Annotated in this window: 18 protein-coding genes and 1 pseudogene; 12 read left to right on the top strand and 7 right to left on the bottom strand. The window is 63.6% G+C overall.

The features are described from left to right. Positions 1 to 8 precede the first annotated feature (8 nt). Positions 9 to 2390, top strand: a complete 2382-nt coding sequence (locus tag GCU68_RS06180; protein ID WP_152943619.1) for an ATP-dependent DNA helicase — start codon at positions 9 to 11, stop codon at positions 2388 to 2390. A 16-nt stretch (positions 2391 to 2406) separates the two neighbouring features. On the opposite strand, the gene GCU68_RS06175 is transcribed toward GCU68_RS06180, so the two are convergent. Then, positions 2407 to 2721, bottom strand: coding sequence for a DUF7521 family protein (locus GCU68_RS06175; RefSeq protein WP_152939901.1), 315 nt, complete (start codon positions 2719 to 2721; stop codon positions 2407 to 2409). A 152-nt stretch (positions 2722 to 2873) separates the two neighbouring features. Continuing rightward, positions 2874 to 4013, bottom strand: coding sequence for a thiamine ABC transporter substrate-binding protein (locus GCU68_RS06170; RefSeq protein WP_152939899.1), 1140 nt, complete (start codon positions 4011 to 4013; stop codon positions 2874 to 2876). A gap of 89 nt (positions 4014 to 4102) precedes the next feature. Here GCU68_RS06170 and GCU68_RS06165 point away from each other — a divergent pair, with 89 nt between their 5' ends. Next, positions 4103 to 5239, top strand: a complete 1137-nt coding sequence (locus tag GCU68_RS06165; protein ID WP_193565074.1) for an AI-2E family transporter — start codon at positions 4103 to 4105, stop codon at positions 5237 to 5239. A gap of 70 nt (positions 5240 to 5309) precedes the next feature. After that, positions 5310 to 5924 (top strand): DUF5518 domain-containing protein, encoded by a 615-nt coding sequence (locus GCU68_RS06160; protein WP_152939897.1) that lies wholly within the window; start codon positions 5310 to 5312, stop codon positions 5922 to 5924. Positions 5925 to 5979: 55 nt separating this feature from the next. Here GCU68_RS06160 and GCU68_RS06155 read toward each other — a convergent pair whose 3' ends face one another. Then, a complete protein-coding gene (locus GCU68_RS06155) occupies positions 5980 to 7305 on the bottom strand; it encodes an ABC transporter permease (protein ID WP_152939895.1) in 1326 nt (441 codons plus the stop codon). Further along, positions 7305 to 8069, bottom strand: coding sequence for an ABC transporter ATP-binding protein (locus GCU68_RS06150; protein WP_152939893.1), 765 nt, complete (start codon positions 8067 to 8069; stop codon positions 7305 to 7307). The genes GCU68_RS06155 and GCU68_RS06150 overlap by 1 nt, the downstream gene beginning before the upstream one ends. 160 nt (positions 8070 to 8229) lie before the next feature. Here GCU68_RS06150 and rpiA point away from each other — a divergent pair, with 160 nt between their 5' ends. Beyond that, positions 8230 to 8937, top strand: coding sequence for a ribose-5-phosphate isomerase RpiA (gene rpiA, locus GCU68_RS06145; protein ID WP_152939891.1), 708 nt, complete (start codon positions 8230 to 8232; stop codon positions 8935 to 8937). A 7-nt stretch (positions 8938 to 8944) separates the two neighbouring features. On the opposite strand, the gene GCU68_RS06140 is transcribed toward rpiA, so the two are convergent. Together GCU68_RS06140 and GCU68_RS06135 are read right to left on the bottom strand one after the other, a co-directional pair. Next, entirely contained in the window at positions 8945 to 9370 is a 426-nt protein-coding gene (locus tag GCU68_RS06140; RefSeq protein ID WP_152939889.1) for a hypothetical protein, read from the bottom strand. Beyond that, on the bottom strand, positions 9367 to 9777 hold the full coding sequence (locus tag GCU68_RS06135) for a hypothetical protein (RefSeq protein ID WP_152939887.1): 411 nt from the start codon (positions 9775 to 9777) through the stop codon (positions 9367 to 9369). The genes GCU68_RS06140 and GCU68_RS06135 overlap by 4 nt, the downstream gene beginning before the upstream one ends. A 124-nt stretch (positions 9778 to 9901) precedes the next feature. On the opposite strand from GCU68_RS06135, the gene fni reads away from it, so the two are divergent. Continuing rightward, complete coding sequence (fni, locus tag GCU68_RS06130; RefSeq protein WP_152939885.1) at positions 9902 to 10960, top strand: type 2 isopentenyl-diphosphate Delta-isomerase; 1059 nt, start codon at positions 9902 to 9904, stop codon at positions 10958 to 10960. Between the two features lie 85 nt (positions 10961 to 11045). Here the strand turns inward: fni and GCU68_RS06125 are convergent, their stop codons facing one another. Then, positions 11046 to 11213, bottom strand: a complete 168-nt coding sequence (locus tag GCU68_RS06125) for a DUF1931 family protein (protein WP_005578700.1) — start codon at positions 11211 to 11213, stop codon at positions 11046 to 11048. 553 nt (positions 11214 to 11766) lie between these two features. Here GCU68_RS06125 and GCU68_RS21255 point away from each other — a divergent pair. From GCU68_RS21255 to GCU68_RS06095, 7 genes and pseudogenes are all read left to right on the top strand, one after another. Continuing rightward, the gene (locus GCU68_RS21255) at positions 11767 to 11916 is read left to right on the top strand and encodes a DUF7563 family protein (protein ID WP_168927074.1); all 150 of its coding nucleotides are present in this window, start codon (positions 11767 to 11769) and stop codon (positions 11914 to 11916) included. 307 nt (positions 11917 to 12223) lie between these two features. After that, positions 12224 to 13542: pseudogene (locus GCU68_RS06120) on the top strand (RNA-guided endonuclease TnpB family protein). A 156-nt stretch (positions 13543 to 13698) separates the two neighbouring features. After that, positions 13699 to 13947, top strand: a complete 249-nt coding sequence (locus GCU68_RS06115; protein ID WP_152939883.1) for a GIY-YIG nuclease family protein — start codon at positions 13699 to 13701, stop codon at positions 13945 to 13947. A 120-nt stretch (positions 13948 to 14067) separates the two neighbouring features. After that, positions 14068 to 15060 (top strand): hypothetical protein, encoded by a 993-nt coding sequence (locus GCU68_RS06110; protein ID WP_152939881.1) that lies wholly within the window; start codon positions 14068 to 14070, stop codon positions 15058 to 15060. Positions 15061 to 15137: 77 nt separating this feature from the next. Then, positions 15138 to 16538 carry a phosphoglucomutase/phosphomannomutase family protein gene (locus GCU68_RS06105; RefSeq protein WP_152939879.1) on the top strand — a complete coding sequence of 467 codons (1401 nt, stop codon included), beginning with the start codon at positions 15138 to 15140 and terminating at the stop codon, positions 16536 to 16538. Positions 16539 to 16705: 167 nt separating this feature from the next. Then, positions 16706 to 17122, top strand: coding sequence for an IS200/IS605 family transposase (gene tnpA / locus GCU68_RS06100; protein WP_152939877.1), 417 nt, complete (start codon positions 16706 to 16708; stop codon positions 17120 to 17122). Beyond that, a complete protein-coding gene (locus tag GCU68_RS06095) occupies positions 17119 to 17862 on the top strand; it encodes an RNA-guided endonuclease TnpB family protein (RefSeq protein ID WP_152939875.1) in 744 nt (247 codons plus the stop codon). The genes tnpA and GCU68_RS06095 overlap by 4 nt, the downstream gene beginning before the upstream one ends. Positions 17863 to 18042 lie beyond the last annotated feature (180 nt).

The following is an 18042-nucleotide window of genomic DNA, read 5'->3' as shown; positions in this document are numbered from 1 at the left end:
CGGGAGACATGACGTACTGGCGTTCGATCTTCGGCCACGCCGAACCCTACGACGAGCAGGTCGACGGCATCGAGACCACGATCGACACTGCTCGAGATGGTGGCTACACCGTCGTCGAGGGGGCCTGTGGCACTGGCAAGACGATGATCGCGCTCACAGCGGGCATCGAGCTCGTGCGCGATCCGGACACCGACTACGAGCGCGTGTTCGTGCTCACGAGCGTCAAACAGCAACTGCGCCAGTTCGAAGCCGACCTCAAGACGATCAACGAGAACCTGCCCGACGACTGGGACCCCATTTCGGGACTCACGCTCGTCGGGAAAGCCGACGTCTGTCCGTACAACCGCGAAGGAGCGGGTGGGATCGACGACGGCAACGTCTACGACCGCTGTGAGACCCTTCGGGACCGAACTCGAGATCTCACCGGCGAAGGCGGGGAGACGACCGCTGCAAGCCTCGCCGCGAGCGCGCGCCAGCAACAGACCGGCCTCGCTGACAGCGGCCGCTCGGGCTCAATCGGGCGATTTCTCGAGACCGCCGGCGAGACAGCTGCCTACCCCCCAGAGATGCCGACCTACTCTGACGGCGGCCCCGTTGGTGCCGAAACCGAGTACTGTCCGTTCTACGCCCAGTACCTTGAGGACCTCCCCGAGGAAGGTAGCGATGGCGACGCGAGCGAGGCTGTTCCCTACGATTTCACCGAAGCCGGGATGATCACGCCCGACGATCTCGTCGCGCGCTCGGTTGCCCACGGCAGCTGTCCCCACTCGATCATGGGGGCCGTCCTCGGGCACGTCGAGGTCGTGCTCGGAAACTACTACCACGCGTTCGATCCGCGGACGACCGGCTCGTTTACCGGCGCGTTGCTCGATGACTCGACGTTCGTCGTCTGTGACGAGGCCCACATGTTAGAGCCACGCGTGCGCGACCTCGTCAGTGACGGCGTTGCCGACACGACGCTTCGCGACGCCGAAACCGAACTCTCGAGGGTCATCCAGCCGATCAAATTCGAACGCGAGGGGCGACGCGCCGAGGGCGGCTCGAAGACGGCCGACGCCGACCTCGTGCGCGCGGAACTCGAGGACAGCGACGTCTCCTTCGAGGAACTGAATCGCACCCTCGAGTTCATCCGCGATCTCCGGGAGGAACTCGATCGTCGGGTGACGGCGTATCTCGACCGGAACCACAGGGGGTGGCGATCGAATCTCCACGATCTCGACGACGCGGAGCTCCCGCTTCGAGATCCGTCCGAACCGGCCGAAGACGAACTCACGGCGTGGGCGCGCGAGGCGGGCCACAGCGATGCCGAGTGGGTCCGCGCCGAGTCCGTCGGGGCCGTCGTCGAACGGATTTTGAACGAGGCCGAAGACGAAGACCGAACCCGCGCGGCGCCCGCGGTCGGGCGCATCCTCGGCGAGTGGTACCGACAGAACCACACCGACTACTTCCGGGAGATCGAACTCGAGCGAACCTGGGACGAGACCGAACCGGCCGACTCGTGGCGGCGGGCCTATAGCGCCCGTCTTGCCTTGCACAACTGCGTGCCGAGCGACGCGATCGGCGATCGGCTCGCGGCCTTTGGCGGCGGGATCCTCATGAGCGCGACCCTGGAACCGATGGACGCGTTCACGGAGGTGACGGGTCTCGAGTTCCTCGCACGCGAAGAAGACAGACCCGTCGTCGAGCGACGCTACGGGTTGCACTTTCCCGAAGAAAATCGCGAGAGCTTCGCGGTGTCGGTCCCGAAATTCACGTACGAGAACCGCGGCCGACCCGACGAGGACACCCAGACCAGAACGATATACACGGATGCGATCACGAAAATCGGCCGGCTTCCGGGGAACGTTCTCGTCGGGATGCCGAGTTACGCCGAAGCCGAGTGGATCGCCGGCTGCCTCGAGGACCGCCTCGAGAAACCCGTTTTGCTCGACGCTGCGAGCGACGACGAGACGACCCAGTTACTCAAACGCGAGTTCTTCGCGGGCGAGGGGAAGGTGCTCGTTACGAGTCTCCGTGGCACGCTGACCGAGGGCGTCGACTACAGTGGCGACCGGCTCTCGGCGGCCGTCGTCTGTGGCGTCCCGATCGTCAACACCTCGAGCCCGCGGACTGCGGCGGTTCGGCGAGCCTACGACGACGCGTTCGGCGACGGCTTTACGTACGCGCTGACGATCCCCGCCGTACGAAAGGCCCGACAGGCGATCGGTCGCGTCATCCGGTCGCCCGACGACGTCGGCGTTCGGGTTCTGTTGGACGAACGCTACGCTCGCGAAAGCTGGGATTCCGTCCGACCGTATCTACCCGGCGACGACGAGTTCCAGCCCGTCAGTCCCGATATGCTCGGGATGGGACTCGAGCGGTTTCGCTCCCGCCTCGACGCGGAGCCGTAGTCGGCGCTGATTCCGTTCAGTCGGATCGGCGCAGCGTTACCGTCGTCGTTGTCGCCGTCGTTTCGGCGTACAGCGAGTACAGCAAGATTGTGAACCCGCCGGCGGTGAACGCACTCTGGATCGTCACGCCGAGAGCGACGTTATTGCCGACGATGTGAGCGACTGCGCCGCCGAGCGAGCCGACGACGATGAACCCGAAGCCGGCGGCGACCGCTCGGAGCGCCGCCGAGCCGGTTCGCCGGAAGGCCCGGTAGGCGAGCAGTGCAACGGCCCCGCCAGTGAGCAGCGTTGCGGTGTTCGCGACCGCGATGAGGAGCGTGTATTCGTTCATGCTTCGTCGAGTCGATACCGCCCGCGTGGACGGCGACTGACGCTCGCTCGAGCGAACGTCGGCTGGCTATCGGCTACTGCGTGGGTGTCGCACTTCAGTAACGCCGTCGGTTCCCAGTTCGGGAGAACGCACGCCGGCGGCTGCAATCGACGTTACCGTGGATCGTCTACCGCCGATCCGAAGCGCTCGTCCCACTCGGTGAGCCATCCCTCGAGTTGCCCCTGGAGGTCGGTATACCCCGTCGCAATCGCGTCCGGCGGTCGGCGCGCGTCCTCTTCGAACAGTGGCCGCGGACCGATGGAGTCGTCGCCGACGGCTGGAAACTGGACGTTTCGACGGGCGAGTTCGAGCTGTGTCTCACTCGAGAGGAGAAACTCGAGGAACGCGTAGGCAAGGTCGGGCTCCGGCGCCGCCTCGAAAATCCCCATCCCTTCGGGGAGCATGTACCCTTCGTCGTTCGGAAACGCGACCCGGTGGCGGGCGGGGTCGCGGCCGTCGCTCGCTGCGAAGACGGGATCACTCGAGTAGGAGACGACCATCGGTCGGGTCTGGTGTAGATACCCGTCGTAGTAGGTTCCGCTCCAGGTGTTGCGGAGTTCGACACCGTTGGCGACGAGGTCCTCCCAGTACGTGAACGCGTCCGCTGCGCCCATCGTTTTGATCGTCCACAGGAAAAACGCCTGTCCGGGCAAGGAGTGGCTCGGATGTTGGGCTAGCATCGTCTCCGCGTACGCGGACGCGAGCAGGTCGTCGAACGTCTCGGGTGCTTCGAGGACGGTCTCGTCGTAGACGAGGCTGACGTAACCGGCGTCGTACGCCAGCGCTCGCCCGTGTGGATCGTCCAGTGCGACCTCGTCGCGGATGCGCTCGTGGCCGTCGATCCGCTTGAGATTGAGTTCGCGCAACAGTTCACCGTCGCCGACTCGCTCGTCGATCCGGGCGAGATCACCCACGGTGAACCCGAGCAGGACGTCGACGTCGATCGTGGTATCGTACTCGCCACGTCGAATGTAGTGCTCGACGCCGTCGTCCGGGACGACCCACTCGAGGTCGGCGTCGGGATAGGTCTCGAGGAACGTCTCCTCGAGCCACGGGCCGGCCGGATTCGGACCCGTGACCATCGACCGGTAGGTTGCGACTCGGAGCGTCCCACCGTAGTCGGGTTCGTCCGGTTGCGGATCGTCGATTTCGGAGTCGTCGACTGGCTCGTCACCGTCTCGAGTGAAACAGCCGGCGAGGCTGACGCCCGCGCCCGCGGCCCCGATCGTTCGAACGACCGTCCGGCGGTTCATGCAACGGCTGTATGCAGCCGAGACGTAAGGCTAATTCCCAACGTTCTGCCGGACAGAAAGGTTTTGGTACCGCGGTGTGACCCACGGGTGTGACAGCGACATCGAACGCGACAGCGGATCGGACGCGCCGATACGTGCTCGGTGGGATCGTCGCGCTACTCGGACTCGTGACCGGGGCGATCTTACTCGAGGTGCTCGGCACGATCCTGTTCGCGCTGACGGTCGCGTACGTCCTGTTGCCGGTTCAGGGATGGTTGGTCAGACGCGGCCTCACAGAGTGGACCGGCGCAGCCGCCGCGACCCTACTCGGCTTTGCCAGCGCCGTTGCCGTCTTTTCGCCGATTCTCGTGACGCTCTATTTCCGGATCGATCAGGTGATGGCCGTGATCGAGGGCTTGCCACGACAAATCCCCGTGACGGCCTTCGGGATGACCTACACGATCGACGTCGCCGAAATGCAAACCCTCGCTCTCGACGTGCTCAGCAGCGTCGCCGTCTCGTTTGCCTCGGCGCTGCCGGTGCTCGCGATCAAATTCGCACTGTTCGTCATCCTCCTGTTTGCACTCTTGCTCAAGGGCGATGCCGCCGGCCGGGCCGCGGTCGCACCGGTGCCACACGCCTACCGCGACGTCGTCTACGCACTCGCCCGGCGGGCCCGCGAGACGCTGTATGCGATCTACGTCCTCCAGCTTGCGACGTCGATTGCAACGTTGCTCATCGGCTATCCGCTCTTTTGGCTGCTCGGCTACGAAGCGGCCCTTACGCTCGCGATCATCGCCGCCATCCTGCAGTTCGTCCCGATCATCGGCCCCAGCCTGTTGATCGCTCCTATTGCGCTCTATCACGTCGCTGTCGGCGACCTCGTCGCGGCCGTCCTCATCGGCGTCCTCGGGATCGCACTCGTCGCCTGGTTCCCCGACGTCGGCGTTCGACCACGGCTCGCCCGTCGCTCCGCCGGCCTGCCCGGCAGCCTCTACTTCGTCGGCTTCACCGGCGGGCTCTTTACGCTCGGCGCCATCGGCATCGTCGTCGGGCCGTTGATCGTCGCCGTCTTCGTCGAGGCCGTCGACATCCTCGCCGACGAGGTCAACGGCGACGCTACGTTCAGCGACCTCGTCGAGGCCGACCTCGAGGAGCCACCCGGCTCCCGCGGCACTGAGACCACGATGACGACGCCCGAGGAACTCCCACCGGAGGAGTCGGGCTCGCACGCGGCTGACGACTGACCGACCGTCGATCACGTGGGCCGACGAGTTCCCCCCGTTGCTTTTCGCCGTGGCGCTCGTCTATTCGAGTATGCCTACCGCCAGAACGCTCGTCAACGCGATCATCGGTGCCGTCGTCAGCGTCGTCCTCTCGTTCATCCCACTCTCGACCATCCTCGGCGGCGTCGTCGCCGGCTTCCTCGAGGGGCCGGACGTCCGCGAGGGATCGGTTGCCGGTGCGATCGCGGGTGCGATCATGTTCTTGCCGTTCGCAGGACTCGCGCTCGTCGGAATTGGGATTCTCGGCTTCGGCATGGGTGTCGCTGCGGCCCCGGTCGAGGGATTCGTCGTCGCGGCATTTGCCATCCTCGTGTTCGTCTCGATCCTGTTCGTCTACACCGTCGGCCTGTCGTTACTCGGCGGTTATCTCGGTGCATATCTCGCTCAGGAGTACCCCGAGCAACACGCCGACACCCTCGAGACGATCGGGCGCTCGCCGTCGCCGGCACGGTCGGACTCGATCGACCCGACGCGGCCGCCGAGTGCCGCCACTGACGGCTCGAGCCGATCCGATCGTCGGGCGGCCGACACGGATCGCGACCGCGGAACGGATTCACTCGAGACGGGTGACTCCTTCGGGACGGACGATTCCTTTACGGACGACTCGAGTCGATCCGACCGCGAAACCGAGCGGGACCGACGATAGTATTCGACCGTAACCCGCCGTGCGGGTGCGCCGCCACCCAGTGACGGGAGTCGTCCTACTCGTATCTGAGCGCGTCGATCGGGTCCGTCCGCGCGGCTTTCCAGGCCGGGTACAGCCCGGAAGCGATGCCGACGAGAACACCGACGGTGACCGCCAGCGCGACGTACTCGTATGGATAGACCAGCGGCAGGTCGATATACCACGCGCCCAGATAGCCCGCTGCCAGTCCGAGCAGCGTGCCGAGGATCGCCCCGATCACGCCGAGAATAACTGCCTCGGCGAGGAACAGCCCCAGAATTTCCCGGTTCTGTGCGCCGATGGCTTTCATGATCCCGATTTCGCGGGTCCGTTCGGTCACGGAGACGAGCATGATGTTCGCGATGCCGATCGAGCCGACAACCAGTGAGATGGCCGCGATGCCGACGATGAAGTTTTGCAGCAAGTCGAGGACGTCCTGTAACTGCTGGAGGAGTTCCGCGCTCGTCTGGAGCCGTATCTCGAGGTCGTCGCCGAGCAGTTGACTCGCGTCCGACTCGTCGCTCTCGAGGTAGGTGATCGCGCTCTCTTGGGCGCGATCGACCGCCGCCTCGTCGGCCGACTCGGCTTCGACCACGATCGCGAGGAAGAGCGCGCCGTCGCTCATCCCGGCTGTGTCGGTGGTGTTCGTGTCGTCACCGCTGCCATCGCCACCGGGACCGCCGTCGCCGATCGCACCCGGGAACGCGCCGGCAGCGTCTTCGGTGTAGAACGGGTCCGTCGGCACGTAGACGCGCGGCGAGGGCTCGAACCCTTCGAACGGACTAAACCCTTCTGACGTGTCGGTGATGCCGACCACGGTAACGGTCGTCTGCTGGCCGCCCTGTAACGCGATCGTGAGCTCGTCGCCGACGGAGACGTTCTCTTCGAACTGTCCCGCGACGGCCGGGTTGATGACAGCCTCGCGTTCGCCCTGTTCAAACTGGCGGCCCTCCTCGAGGTTGTTTTCTCTGATATAGGGGGGCCCGGCCGCGATCAGGGCATCACTCTGGGGTGAGATCTCTCCCTCGTAGACGAGTGCCTGCGTCGATAGCGGCATGTATCCGTAGGCCGCCTCAATGTCCTCGTCGTCGTTCAGCGCATCGAGATCGTCCTGACTGAAGACGGGTTGGGCCCCGGCAAGCGGGCCACCCTCGGTTCCCGGTTCGGCGGCCCAGCCGTAGCTGTTGCGCTGGTCGTCGGGGCTGATGTCGCCGATGACGCCCGCCTGGAGGCTCGCGCCCAGCGTGACGAACGTGATCACTGCGGCGATACCGATGATGATTCCCAGCGTCGTCAGCGACGAGCGCAGTTTATGGCCGCGGATCGACCGCCACGAGAGGCGCAGGCTCTCTCCGAGCCGCATCAGGAACTCGCCTCGCTGCCGGCGGGACTCGGGGTGCCGTCTCCCGCATCGTCGAGCGTTTCGATCCGCTCGAGTTTACCGTCGAGCAGGTGGACGATCCGTTCGGCGCGTTCGGCGACGTGGCGTTCGTGGGTGACGACGACCATCGTCGTTCCGGCCTCGTGAAACTCCGCGAACAGGTCGAGGATATCGGCTTCGGTCTCTGTATCCAAGTTACCAGATGGCTCGTCCGCGAGTACGATCGCCGGATCGTTAACGAGCGCGCGAGCGAGCGCGACCCGCTGGCGCTGGCCGCCCGACAGTTCGTTCGGCAGGTGATCTTCTCGATCGGCCAGACCGACCCGCTCGAGTAGCTCTCGGGCCCGATCCTGTCGCTTCGCACGGTCGACGTTCTGAAACAGTTGGGGGAGGGCGACGTTCTCGAGGGCGGTCAGTCTGGGCATGAGGTTAAACGTCTGGAAAACGAAGCCCACCGTCGTCCCCCGAAGCGTGGTTCGCTCCCGGCTGTCGAGGGCGGCCACGTCCTGTCCGTTGACGACGACGGTGCCCTCGGTTGGCGTATCGAGACAGCCCACGAGGTTCATCAACGTCGATTTCCCCGAACCGCTTGGGCCCATGATCGCCGTGTACGACCCGCGTGGGATCTCGAGGCTGACGCCATCCAGAGCGTGGACGGGCTCGCCGAGCTGGTAGGTTTTGCGAACGTTCTCGAGGGCGACCGCCGTGCCGGTGCCGGATTCCCCCTCGGATGCGGGTGTTGCCATACTAACTCGTATACAGCCCTGGGGAAAAAACCTCGAGCCAAACGAACGGTCAGTTCGATGTACGGTCTTCTCTAATTGCCCGCTCGAGACCGTCGCGTGCTGGCCCGCCAACGGCCGCGAGATTGCAACGTTTTTCCCGTCGCCGTGCGCCGTACAACGCATGAAGACGGCAGGAGGCACGACCGAAGCGAAGCGGCGAGCCGGGAAACGGGCGGCTCACGAGGTCGAAGACGGGTTCGTCGTCGGTCTCGGAACCGGCTCGACGGCCGCCTACGCGATCGACGCGATCGGACGGGCCATCGACGACGGCCTCGAGGTGCAGGGGATTCCGACCTCGTTTCAGTCCCGTCGACGGGCGCTCGAGGCCGGGATTCCGTTGACGACGCTCGACGCGGTCGACGGCGTCGACCTCGCGATCGACGGCGCGGACCAGATCGCCGACGACCCGGATTCGAACGGCTACGGCGCACTCATCAAAGGCGGCGGCGCTGCACACACCCGCGAGAAACTCGTCGATTCGGCGGCCGACCGGTTCGTCGTCGTCGCTGACCCGTCGAAACTCGAGTCGGTGCTCGAGCGGGCGATCCCGGTCGAGGTCATCCCTGACGCCCACACCGTCGTCGCGGAACGACTCCGTGACCTCGGCGGCGAGCCGACGCTTCGCGACGCCGAGCGTAAAGATGGGCCGGTCGTCACGGACAACGGGAACCTCGTCGTCGACTGTGCGTTCGGCCCGATCGAGGAACCGGAGACGCTCGCCACCCGACTCTCGAGGCTGCCGGGGGTCGTCGAACACGGCCTGTTCGTCGGGCTGGCCGACGCGACCTACGTCGGGACGGCCGACGGCGTCGACGTGCGGGAGTACTGACCGCTGCTTACTGGTCTGGCGGCTGTGCTGTGCGGGACTCGTCTTCCGGCGTCGCCCCACGTCCGGCGAACACGCCGGCCGCCACATAGATCGCGCCGAGGAGTCGGGTCGCCGGCACCACCCACGATTTGGGCTCGAGGTCGTCGGGATTCTCGTAGGCGATCTCGAGTGCGAACGCGACGACTGCGCGTGGCATGAGTGCCATCGCAACGCCGAAGACACCCAGTGGTGCTCGAAGCGCCCCGAGTCCGCCACCCTTGCGGACGAGTAGCCAGACGAACAACAGCCCCTCGAGACGAGCCATCGGAACGGTCCACGGCTGGAGCCGTCCCGTCTCGGGGGTGTCGAACGCGAGCCGTTCGCTGGCGTCGATAAGCTGTCTCGGAAAGACGGCCTCGAGCAGGCCGAAGCCGATCGCCAGCGTGCGTATCATGTGGCGTCGTCGTCAGTGTCGGTCTCGCGTCCAGTTTTCGAGAGCGTGACGACGGTCAGGTACAACACGCCGAGCAGGCGAGCCGCGGGTTTCACCCACGATTTCGACTGCAGTTCGTCGTGGTTCGCATAGACCAGTCTCTGGCTGTAGTTGATGATCGGCTGTGGGACGAACACGAGCACGGCACCGGCAGCAGCGAGCAACACGCACGTGGGCGTCCACTTCGACTTTCGACGAGCGAGCAACCAGACGAAGATGGCCCCCTCGAGCCGCGCGCCCCAGCGCGCCCACGGTCGGAGCTGGGCGTCCTCGGCGTTTTCGAGGCCGATTCGCTCGCAGGCGTCGATCACCGGTTGTGGTTTCGCGATCTCGGCGATCCCGAACGCGATCAGCAGTGTGCGTAACATACCCACTGTACACCGGCATCCGTGAAAAAGCTCCACTCGACAGTGGGCGGGACGACGACGCTCGACGGGCGTCGATGGACACCTTTTCAACGCCCTCACGCTATCTTCCGGTGGAGACGATTCGATGCCCGAGACATCCGACAGGAAAGACGATCACATCCGCATTATCGAAGAAGAGGACGTCGAAACCTCTGGAACGGGGTTCGCCGATATCGAGCTCGTTCACGAGGCGCTCCCGGAGATTCATCGCGACGAGATCGATACGTCGACGACGCTGCTCGGTCACGAGTTGGCAGCCCCCATCGTCATCGAAAGCATGACTGGCGGCCACCCGAACACGACGAAGATCAACCGAAACCTCGCCGAAGCCGCCCAGCGAATGAACGTCGCCATGGGCGTCGGCAGCCAGCGCGCCGGTCTTGAACTCGACGACGAGGACCTCCTCGAGTCCTACACGGTCGTTCGAGACGTCGCCCCCGACGCCTTCTTGTATGGCAACGTCGGCGCGGCACAGTTGCTCGAGTACGACGTCGACGACGTCGAGCGAGCCGTCGAGATGATCGACGCCGACGCGATGGCCGTCCACCTGAACTTCCTCCAGGAGGCCGTCCAGCCCGAAGGTGACGTCGACGCTCGCGGCTGCCTCGAGGCGATCGAGCGGGTCGCTGCCGATCTCTCGGTCCCGGTGGTCGTCAAGGAGACGGGCAACGGTATCTCGCGGGAGACGGCGACGCGACTCGCCGATGCGGGCGTCGACGCGATCGACGTCGCCGGTCAGGGCGGGACGACGTGGTCCGGCATCGAATCCTACCGGGCGGCCGCCGTGGGTGCCGACCGGCAGGAAGCGATCGGCCAGCGCTTTCGTGCCTGGGGTGTCCCGACGGCGGTTAGCACGCACGAGGCAGCCGACGTTCACGACTGCGTCATCGCCAGCGGCGGCGTCCGTTCGGGACTGGACATCGCCAAAGCGATCGCACTCGGCGCTCGCGCCGGCGGCCTCGCGAAACCGTTCCTCCGGCCGGCCGGGCAGGGCACCGACGTCGTCGTCGACCTGCTTGAGACGCTCGAACTCGAGCTCCGAACGGCGATGTTCGTCACCGGCTCGGCGTCGGTCGAGGAGCTACAGTCGGCCGACCACGTCGTTCTCGGCCGAACGAAGGAGTACCTCGACGGCCGACAGTAGTCGCTGACGGCCTTTTTACGACTCACGTTCGAAGCCAGCGGCTCGCCACTGGTGCGTCGATAAAAAAATATTCGAGCGTCGTGCCTTACAGGTCGCGGGGCTGGACCGTCTTCCGGTCGTTTGCTTCTGCACGTCGTGCAGCGTCCTCGAGGAGCTCGTCGACTTCCTCGTCGAGTGCTTCGTAGAAGTCCGAAGCGACGTTCTTGTCATCGAGCGCTTCCTTCACGGCGGCTTTGACGATAAGATCTGCCATACGGTGTACGGGTTTCCCTTTTCCCAATATAAATGTTGTGGTTACTCTCGGGAATACGCTGTCTGCAGCGGTTGACCCGCCTGTTTCGAGGGGTGAAACCACCGGAAAGTATATGTTTGATGAGTTGGTGGCCGCGTGTTATTCGTCGATGTCCGGCAGAATCCCGCTCGCGCGCGCTCGTCGGCAGTATGTCCGCTCCGTCGTTCGGGTGGGGCCGGCCGGCCCTGATCACGTCGACGAATCCGAATCCACTCGTTCCTGGGGTGTGTAAACGCGAACCCTCGAGGTCGTCACCGACGACGAGGCTGCGCTGGTCGGGATGGTGCAGTCGTGTCCCGTCCTTTCCGTCGTCAACATCGACGCTGGATTCGTCGCGGCTTTCGGGCGATGGCGATCGATCAAGAGATCGAAATCGCCTGTAACTAAAACTCCTGTTTAAATCCCGGAAAATATTATCGGTAGATCACAAAGCCAAGCTTCGTTTGGAGAAGGATATTTACCTGTTCACTGGATAGTGGATGGTACCGGCTCCGGCCGGTGTGACCACTGCCCAATGCCCAAGTGTGACCACTGCGGCGCGCACGTTTCCGAGCGCTTTGCACGCGTCTTCGCCGACCAGAACGGAGAGGTCCGTGCGTGTGTCAGCTGCTCGGCCAACGCCGGGATCGCGGAAGCCGCGAAAGAGCGCGCTCGCGGCGCCTGATCCCGCAGAGCACAGCTTCCGAGCACCACGTGCCCCATCTTCCTGTAAGGAGGGAATCCCGGCCTTCAGGCCGGGAGAGAATCCGACAACTGCTGAACTAACCACGTTCTAACGCCCCGTCCGAATGCCTACCGTTATCTTTAACGTACGTTACTCCTTACGTTTTGGTGGATGAGAGCCGACTTCGATATGGAGCGAGGCGGGCCGCTTCACGAAGCCGTGAAGGAATACGCCCGCGACCATGGTATACGCCACTCACGAGCGTACCCCGACCTCCTCCGCATAGCACTCGAATCCGAAGGCTACGATGTCAACAACCCAGACGGCGAATAAGACGCTGGAAGCCACGCTCGCACCGCCCACGCGGTGCAAAGAGCAACGCCTCCAGCAAACGCTGTCCGAATACCGTGACGCACTTGACGACGCCTTTGAGCAAGACTGTACGACGATGAGCGCCACGAACGATGTGGTGACACCGTACAACCTACCGTACCAAGCGAAAGACGCCCTCAAATCCCACGTCCTCAAACTCCACAAGACGTACAACGCACAGGAGTTGGATGACGAACACCCGCTCCGATTCGTGAATCGAGCCGGGAAGTTCGACCGCGACCCGTCGCGCGAGTACGAAATCTGCTGGAACGTTCCCCAACCCGGTCGCGGAACCAACTTCTGGATTCCACTCCGACTGAACCCTGAACAAGAGGAACTGTGGGACCACCTACTTGATGACGAGTCGAGTACGAAGGTGGGCGAACTTCGCTTGCAGAAACACCGAAAGACGTGGACGCTTCACGTCACCGTCGAATACGAAATCAACGACACCTCTGAAACCCCCCGAGAATCCGACTCGGGTTGGATTCGATATTGGTGAGTCGATGTTGGTTACGGGCTGTGCCCTCCAACACGAAACCACTGTTACTCAACGGGAAAGAAGCCAAGCGAATCCGCAAAGAGATGTTCACGACGCTCAAGCGACTCCAAGAGTGAGACGCTTCGGAGTGGCGCGTCGAAGAACGCTCCTCGTACTACCAGAATCGCCTCACAGACATCATCGAGAAGGCGTCTCGTGAGTCCGTGGACTATGCACGTCAGTTTGAAAATCCAGTCATCGTGATGGAGGATTTGGCGTACATCCGCGAGTCGCTGGACTACGGGAAGTACATGAACCGCCGCCTGCACTCGTGGGCCTTCGCTCGTCTTCAAGGTCGCATCGAGGACAAGGCGAAGGACGCAGGTATTCCAGTTCGATACGTCCACCCGCAATACACCTCGAAAACGTGTCACTCGTGCAAGCACATCGGGTATCGACCTCGACAGGCCGAGTTCAAGTACAAGAACCCAGAGTGTCACGTATCGATGTTTCAAGCGGATATTAACGCGAGTGCGAACATCGCACGTCGCGTAGACCCGTGGGGAGAGAGCCTACCAGTGAAACAGGTAGTCGATGACTCGCCACAGGACGGGAGCGGTTGTGACACCGCCACGGCTCAGTGTGAGCAGAGCGAGACACCCTCGCAGATGATACTCACACCGTTTCAAGAGTCGAAACCCTCTGCCAGCGTTCACGAGACTGAAAGTCTCGTGCAGCCCGCCAGAACCGAAGGTTCTGGAGACGACGACTGACTGGCATTCCCCCCGTGTGGGAAGCCCCGCCTTTACGGCGGGGAGGATGTCACTACGCAGCTGTTTCTTGGCCGGATCGTCCCCAACCCGTCCGGTAGACCACGGACTGTAGAATCGGAGGGACGAAACCGGTCGGCTCCGTACTGTTGCCCGGGTATGTCAGATCACGTCGTCTACGTCCTCGAGTGTGCCGACGGCTCGCTGTATACGGGCTACACGACCGATCTCGAGCGACGGGTTCGCGAGCACAACGCGGGCGAGGGCGCGAAGTACACCCGCGGTCGAACGCCGGTCGAACCCTGTTACACCGAACGCTTCGACTCGAAATCGGCCGCGATGTCCCGCGAGTACGAGATCAAGCAACTCACACGCCACCAGAAGGAGCGACTCGTTGGCCTCGAGTGACAGCCGAAACACATTGTCTTAGTTACAGAAAATCGAGGAGAAAGCCCACGACTTCAGTCATATGGAGAATGTCAATAGTCCGCAAAGCAGATACTCTTTCACCACGTTTCTCGGTATCACATGGATATCGACATCGTCAACGATCTCAAACAGCCGGCGTACACCGGCGAGAACCGGTGTGAACCGTGTACGATACTGAACCTACTCATCGCTGCGGTCGTCGGCTCGCTGGTTGCACGTAAATCCAGAATTGGTGGCCTGCTCGCGGTCGGGCTCTCGATCGGGCTCATTTATTTGCGCGGCTATCTCGTTCCCGGGACGCCGACGCTCACTAAACGATATCTCCCGCCGGAGGTTCTGCGCTGGTTCGGCAAAGAATCGGAACCCGACCTCGCGAGCGGCTTCGGTGCTGGCACGATCGACTCCACGGACGAGGCGTCTCAGGCTGCGTCGACAGCCAGCGACGCAAGCGAGGCCGGCGACGACGAGCCGACAGCTCCAGCGATGGATACCACCGCCGATACCGATGCAGACGTCGCGACTGCTGACGCTACTGACGCATCCACCGCCGATGCGGCCGCCGAAGCGGGGGCCGTCGACCTCGAGACGTACTTCCTCGAGCACGGCGTTCTCGAGCCCTGTGCCGACGAGGATGATCTCTGTCTCACCGAGGCGTTCGAACGCGACTGGTTCGAACGGATCGAGACGCTGGACGACGCGGGCCTCGATTCCAAATCCGTCATCGACGCGTTCGACTTCGGCGCCGATCCGGAGGCGTTCGACCTCGAGAGTCACGAGGACGTCCGTGTGCTTCGGTCCGACGCCGGTGTTGCTGGGCGCTGGCCGTCCCGTGCCGCGTTGCTCGCCGACGTCGCCGCCAGTCGCACCCTCGAGACGTGGACGCCCGACTGGGCCGATCACGGTCCCGAGACGAAAGGTCGGATCTGTAACAGCCTCCGGATGTTCCTCGAGACGTGTCCGACCGGCGGCGCGGTCAGCATGGGCGAGGAAGTCGTCGAATCCTGCTGTAGCTCACACCAAGTGGTCGCCGTGACCTGCGACGAGACGGGCGAACGGCTGTTCGAGCAGCGCCTCGATACCGTCGACGTCTGAGACGAGTCGTCGACCGGATCGTGTCAACTGGCGTGTGACAACGCCGCCTTTTTCGCCGCTGGCATAGACCCACGCGTATGGAGACGATCAGTTTCGGTACTGACGGTTGGCGGGCGACGCTCGAGGAGTTCACGACACCGCGGGTCCGGATGGTCGGACAGGCCGTCGCGACGTATCTCCGCGATGAGGGACTCGAGGGTGCGGTCGTCGTCGGTTACGACGCGCGGGAGACCTCGCGCGGCTTCGCCGAGGAGCTAGCCCGAACGCTGTGTGCCAACGGCTTCGACGTCGTCATGCCGGAGCGCGACCGGCCGACGCCGCTGGTCGCCCACGCCATCGTCGAGCGGGAACTGGTGGGCGGACTCGCGATTACGGCCTCGCACAACCCGCCGGAGTACAATGGTGTGAAGTTCATTCCCTCCGACGGCGCGCCGGCGCTGCCGGAGGTGACAGACGCCATCGCGGACCGGCTCGCCGAGCCTGACCCGCTGCCGGAAGCCGACCACGGCACGGTCAGCGAGGTCGATCTCGCCAGCCCCCACGCCGACGCCGTCTTCGAACTGATCACGGATGTCACGGGCAGCGCCGATCTCTCGGCAGCGAAGCTGACCGTCGCCTACGACGCCATGCACGGCAGCGGCCGGGGGACGACCGACGCCGCCCTCGAGCGCGCGGGCGTCTCGCTCGAGTGTCTGCGCTGTGAGCGCGATCCGACCTTCGGCGGCGGGGCTCCTGAGCCTGCCCCCGAGAATCTCGAGACACTGATCGACCTCGTCACCGACGACGGGACCGAACCAACGCTCGGAATCGCAAACGACGGCGACGCCGACCGCATCGCTATCGTCACACCCGAGCGCGGCTATCTCGACGAGAACCTGTTTTTCGCCGCCCTCTACGACTACCTGCTCGAGGACGAGTCGGGGTCGGTCGTCCGCACGGTTTCGACGACCTACCTGATCGACCGCATCGCCGAGGCCCACGGCGAGACCGTCCGAGAAGTCCCGGTCGGCTTCAAGTGGGTCGCCCAGGCGATGGCCGAGGGCGACGCGCTCGTCGGCGGCGAGGAGTCGGGCGGCTTCACCGTCCGCGGCCACGTCCGCGAGAAAGACGGCGTCCTCATGGCAGTGCTCGCGGCCGCGATGCACGCCGAGGAGCCCATCGACGAGCGCGTGGATCGCTTGCTCGCCGACCACGGCACCGTCGTCCAGAACAAGATCAGCGTGGCCTGTCCCGACCACGAGAAGGCTCGGGTACTCTCGGATCTCGAGGACGAGATCCCCGAGACCGTCGCCGGAACCGATGTCGAGGGCGTCAACACCGCCGACGGTTTCAAACTCCAGCTCGCCGACGGCTCGTGGCTGTTGATCCGCCCCAGCGGGACCGAGCCCGTGTTACGAGTCTACGCGGAAGCCAAAGACGAGCAACGCGTCGGAGCGTTACTCGAGGCTGGCGAGGCACTGCTCGAGCCGCTGATTTAACTTTTGCGAGGCTAAGTCCCCGTCCTCAAGGAGCAACGCAGGGAGCGAAGCGACTGAGTAGCGCAGTAGGGCGGGGATACAGCCGACACGAGATTAGGTTATCCACAAAATCGCGCACCCTAACCAAATAATCATATGACGGTAGCCCGACAATAGAAGTGAACCCAATGGAGTACGACCTCGATACGGGAGCGCACTCGACATACTCCCTGCACTACCACCTCGTCCTCGTCGTGAAATACCGACGCGAGGTGTTCACCGAAGAACTCCGAGATTTCTTCCGCGAGGTCGTGAGTGGGTTCGCTGACAACTACGGCGTCAAAATCAAAAACCTCGAAGCCGACCGCGACCACGTTCACCTCCTGTTCAAAGCCACTCCCACAACCGACCTTGCCAAATTCATCAACGTCCTCAAAGGCGCGTCGGCTCGACGCATCCGTAACGAGTACGGCGACCACATCGAGGACAAACCGTGGGGCGACTCGTTCTGGGCAGACTCGTACTGCCTCATCAGCACGGGACAAGTATCGCTGGACGTACTGAAAGAATACGTCGAGAACCAGCGGGAGCGTGACGACGAATGAAGCAGACTGCCGAGAAGACGGTCGTGGCGAAAATCCTCACCGACGACCTTACGCAGTCGAAACTCGACGCCATCAACCACGAGTACTTGCCCTCCCGTAACACCGAGTTTTACGGTAGAGAGATTCGCCGTATCCGCCGTCACCATCACGACCTTCGCACTCGCCTGCAAGAGAAAGGGGCCTACGACACGCTCCAGTCGGTCAAGGCGAAGGAGTACCGCCGAGTGAACGACCGCCTTCACAAGATTTCTCGCGCTCTCGTGGAGGAAGCCAAAGAGCGCAACGCTCTCATCGTGGTCGGGAATCTCGAAGGTATCCAGAACCAAGACCTCGGGGCGAAGATGAATCGTCGGCTCCATTCGATGCCACACCACACGTTGAAGAAGTATATCGAGTATAAGGCGACATTCGCGGGTATTGCGGTGAAGTCCGTGAACGAGTATATGACGAGTCAGACGTGCTGGCGGTGTGGTGAGCAGGAAGCAACGACTCGAAAGGGACAGGGCCAACACCTGTGTCACGAGTGCGGACTGGACGACAACGCGGACAAGAACGGTGCGACGAATATCGCAAAGAAAGGACTGGGTAAGGACATCGCGTGCCCACTATCTAGTCTCGGCGCAGTTTGTGAACCTGCGCTCGAACCGAGCGGTGCTGACCGAGCCTCTGCAACAGTACGCTTGCGAGCCGACTTGGAAGTTCCTGCCTCAACGAAGCGAGCCGTCAGGCGAGCGAAGTAGGCAGGGGTAGTTCACGCCGGCTCGTCGACTGTGTTCGACAGTACGTGCGTTGGCTGTGTTCGGCAGTCGTGTCACGTTCGCTCGAGTTTCGAGCCGAAACCGTCGGCAGTCGGTTCCGGTCGGCGTCGGGTTGCGTGCTCCGGGTCCTTCTTTACCACCGTTGGCCCGTAGGCTAGAGCC

Origin of the sequence: Natronorubrum aibiense (assembly GCF_009392895.1) — an archaeon.
Classification (GTDB): Archaea; Halobacteriota; Halobacteria; order Halobacteriales; family Natrialbaceae; genus Natronorubrum; species Natronorubrum aibiense.
This window is presented reverse-complemented; position numbering and strand designations above follow the sequence as displayed.

Excerpts from the sequence above, each read along its gene's own strand:
- GCU68_RS06160 (WP_152939897.1), top strand. The coding sequence starts at position 5,310 with ATGCCTACCGCCAGAACGCTCGTCAACGCGATCATCGGTGCCGTCGTC.
- tnpA (WP_152939877.1), top strand. The coding sequence starts at position 16,706 with ATGGAGTACGACCTCGATACGGGAGCGCACTCGACATACTCCCTGCAC.
- GCU68_RS06125 (WP_005578700.1), bottom strand. The coding sequence starts at position 11,213 with ATGGCAGATCTTATCGTCAAAGCCGCCGTGAAGGAAGCGCTCGATGAC.
- fni (WP_152939885.1), top strand. The coding sequence starts at position 9,902 with ATGCCCGAGACATCCGACAGGAAAGACGATCACATCCGCATTATCGAA.
- GCU68_RS06180 (WP_152943619.1), top strand. The coding sequence starts at position 9 with ATGACGTACTGGCGTTCGATCTTCGGCCACGCCGAACCCTACGACGAG.
- GCU68_RS06135 (WP_152939887.1), bottom strand. The coding sequence starts at position 9,777 with ATGTTACGCACACTGCTGATCGCGTTCGGGATCGCCGAGATCGCGAAA.
- GCU68_RS06140 (WP_152939889.1), bottom strand. The coding sequence starts at position 9,370 with ATGATACGCACGCTGGCGATCGGCTTCGGCCTGCTCGAGGCCGTCTTT.
- GCU68_RS06170 (WP_152939899.1), bottom strand. The coding sequence starts at position 4,013 with ATGAACCGCCGGACGGTCGTTCGAACGATCGGGGCCGCGGGCGCGGGC.
- GCU68_RS06115 (WP_152939883.1), top strand. The coding sequence starts at position 13,699 with ATGTCAGATCACGTCGTCTACGTCCTCGAGTGTGCCGACGGCTCGCTG.
- rpiA (WP_152939891.1), top strand. The coding sequence starts at position 8,230 with ATGAAGACGGCAGGAGGCACGACCGAAGCGAAGCGGCGAGCCGGGAAA.
- GCU68_RS06155 (WP_152939895.1), bottom strand. The coding sequence starts at position 7,305 with ATGCGGCTCGGAGAGAGCCTGCGCCTCTCGTGGCGGTCGATCCGCGGC.
- GCU68_RS06110 (WP_152939881.1), top strand. The coding sequence starts at position 14,068 with ATGGATATCGACATCGTCAACGATCTCAAACAGCCGGCGTACACCGGC.
- GCU68_RS06150 (WP_152939893.1), bottom strand. The coding sequence starts at position 8,069 with ATGGCAACACCCGCATCCGAGGGGGAATCCGGCACCGGCACGGCGGTC.
- GCU68_RS21255 (WP_168927074.1), top strand. The coding sequence starts at position 11,767 with ATGCCCAAGTGTGACCACTGCGGCGCGCACGTTTCCGAGCGCTTTGCA.
- GCU68_RS06095 (WP_152939875.1), top strand. The coding sequence starts at position 17,119 with ATGAAGCAGACTGCCGAGAAGACGGTCGTGGCGAAAATCCTCACCGAC.
- GCU68_RS06175 (WP_152939901.1), bottom strand. The coding sequence starts at position 2,721 with ATGAACGAATACACGCTCCTCATCGCGGTCGCGAACACCGCAACGCTG.
- GCU68_RS06105 (WP_152939879.1), top strand. The coding sequence starts at position 15,138 with ATGGAGACGATCAGTTTCGGTACTGACGGTTGGCGGGCGACGCTCGAG.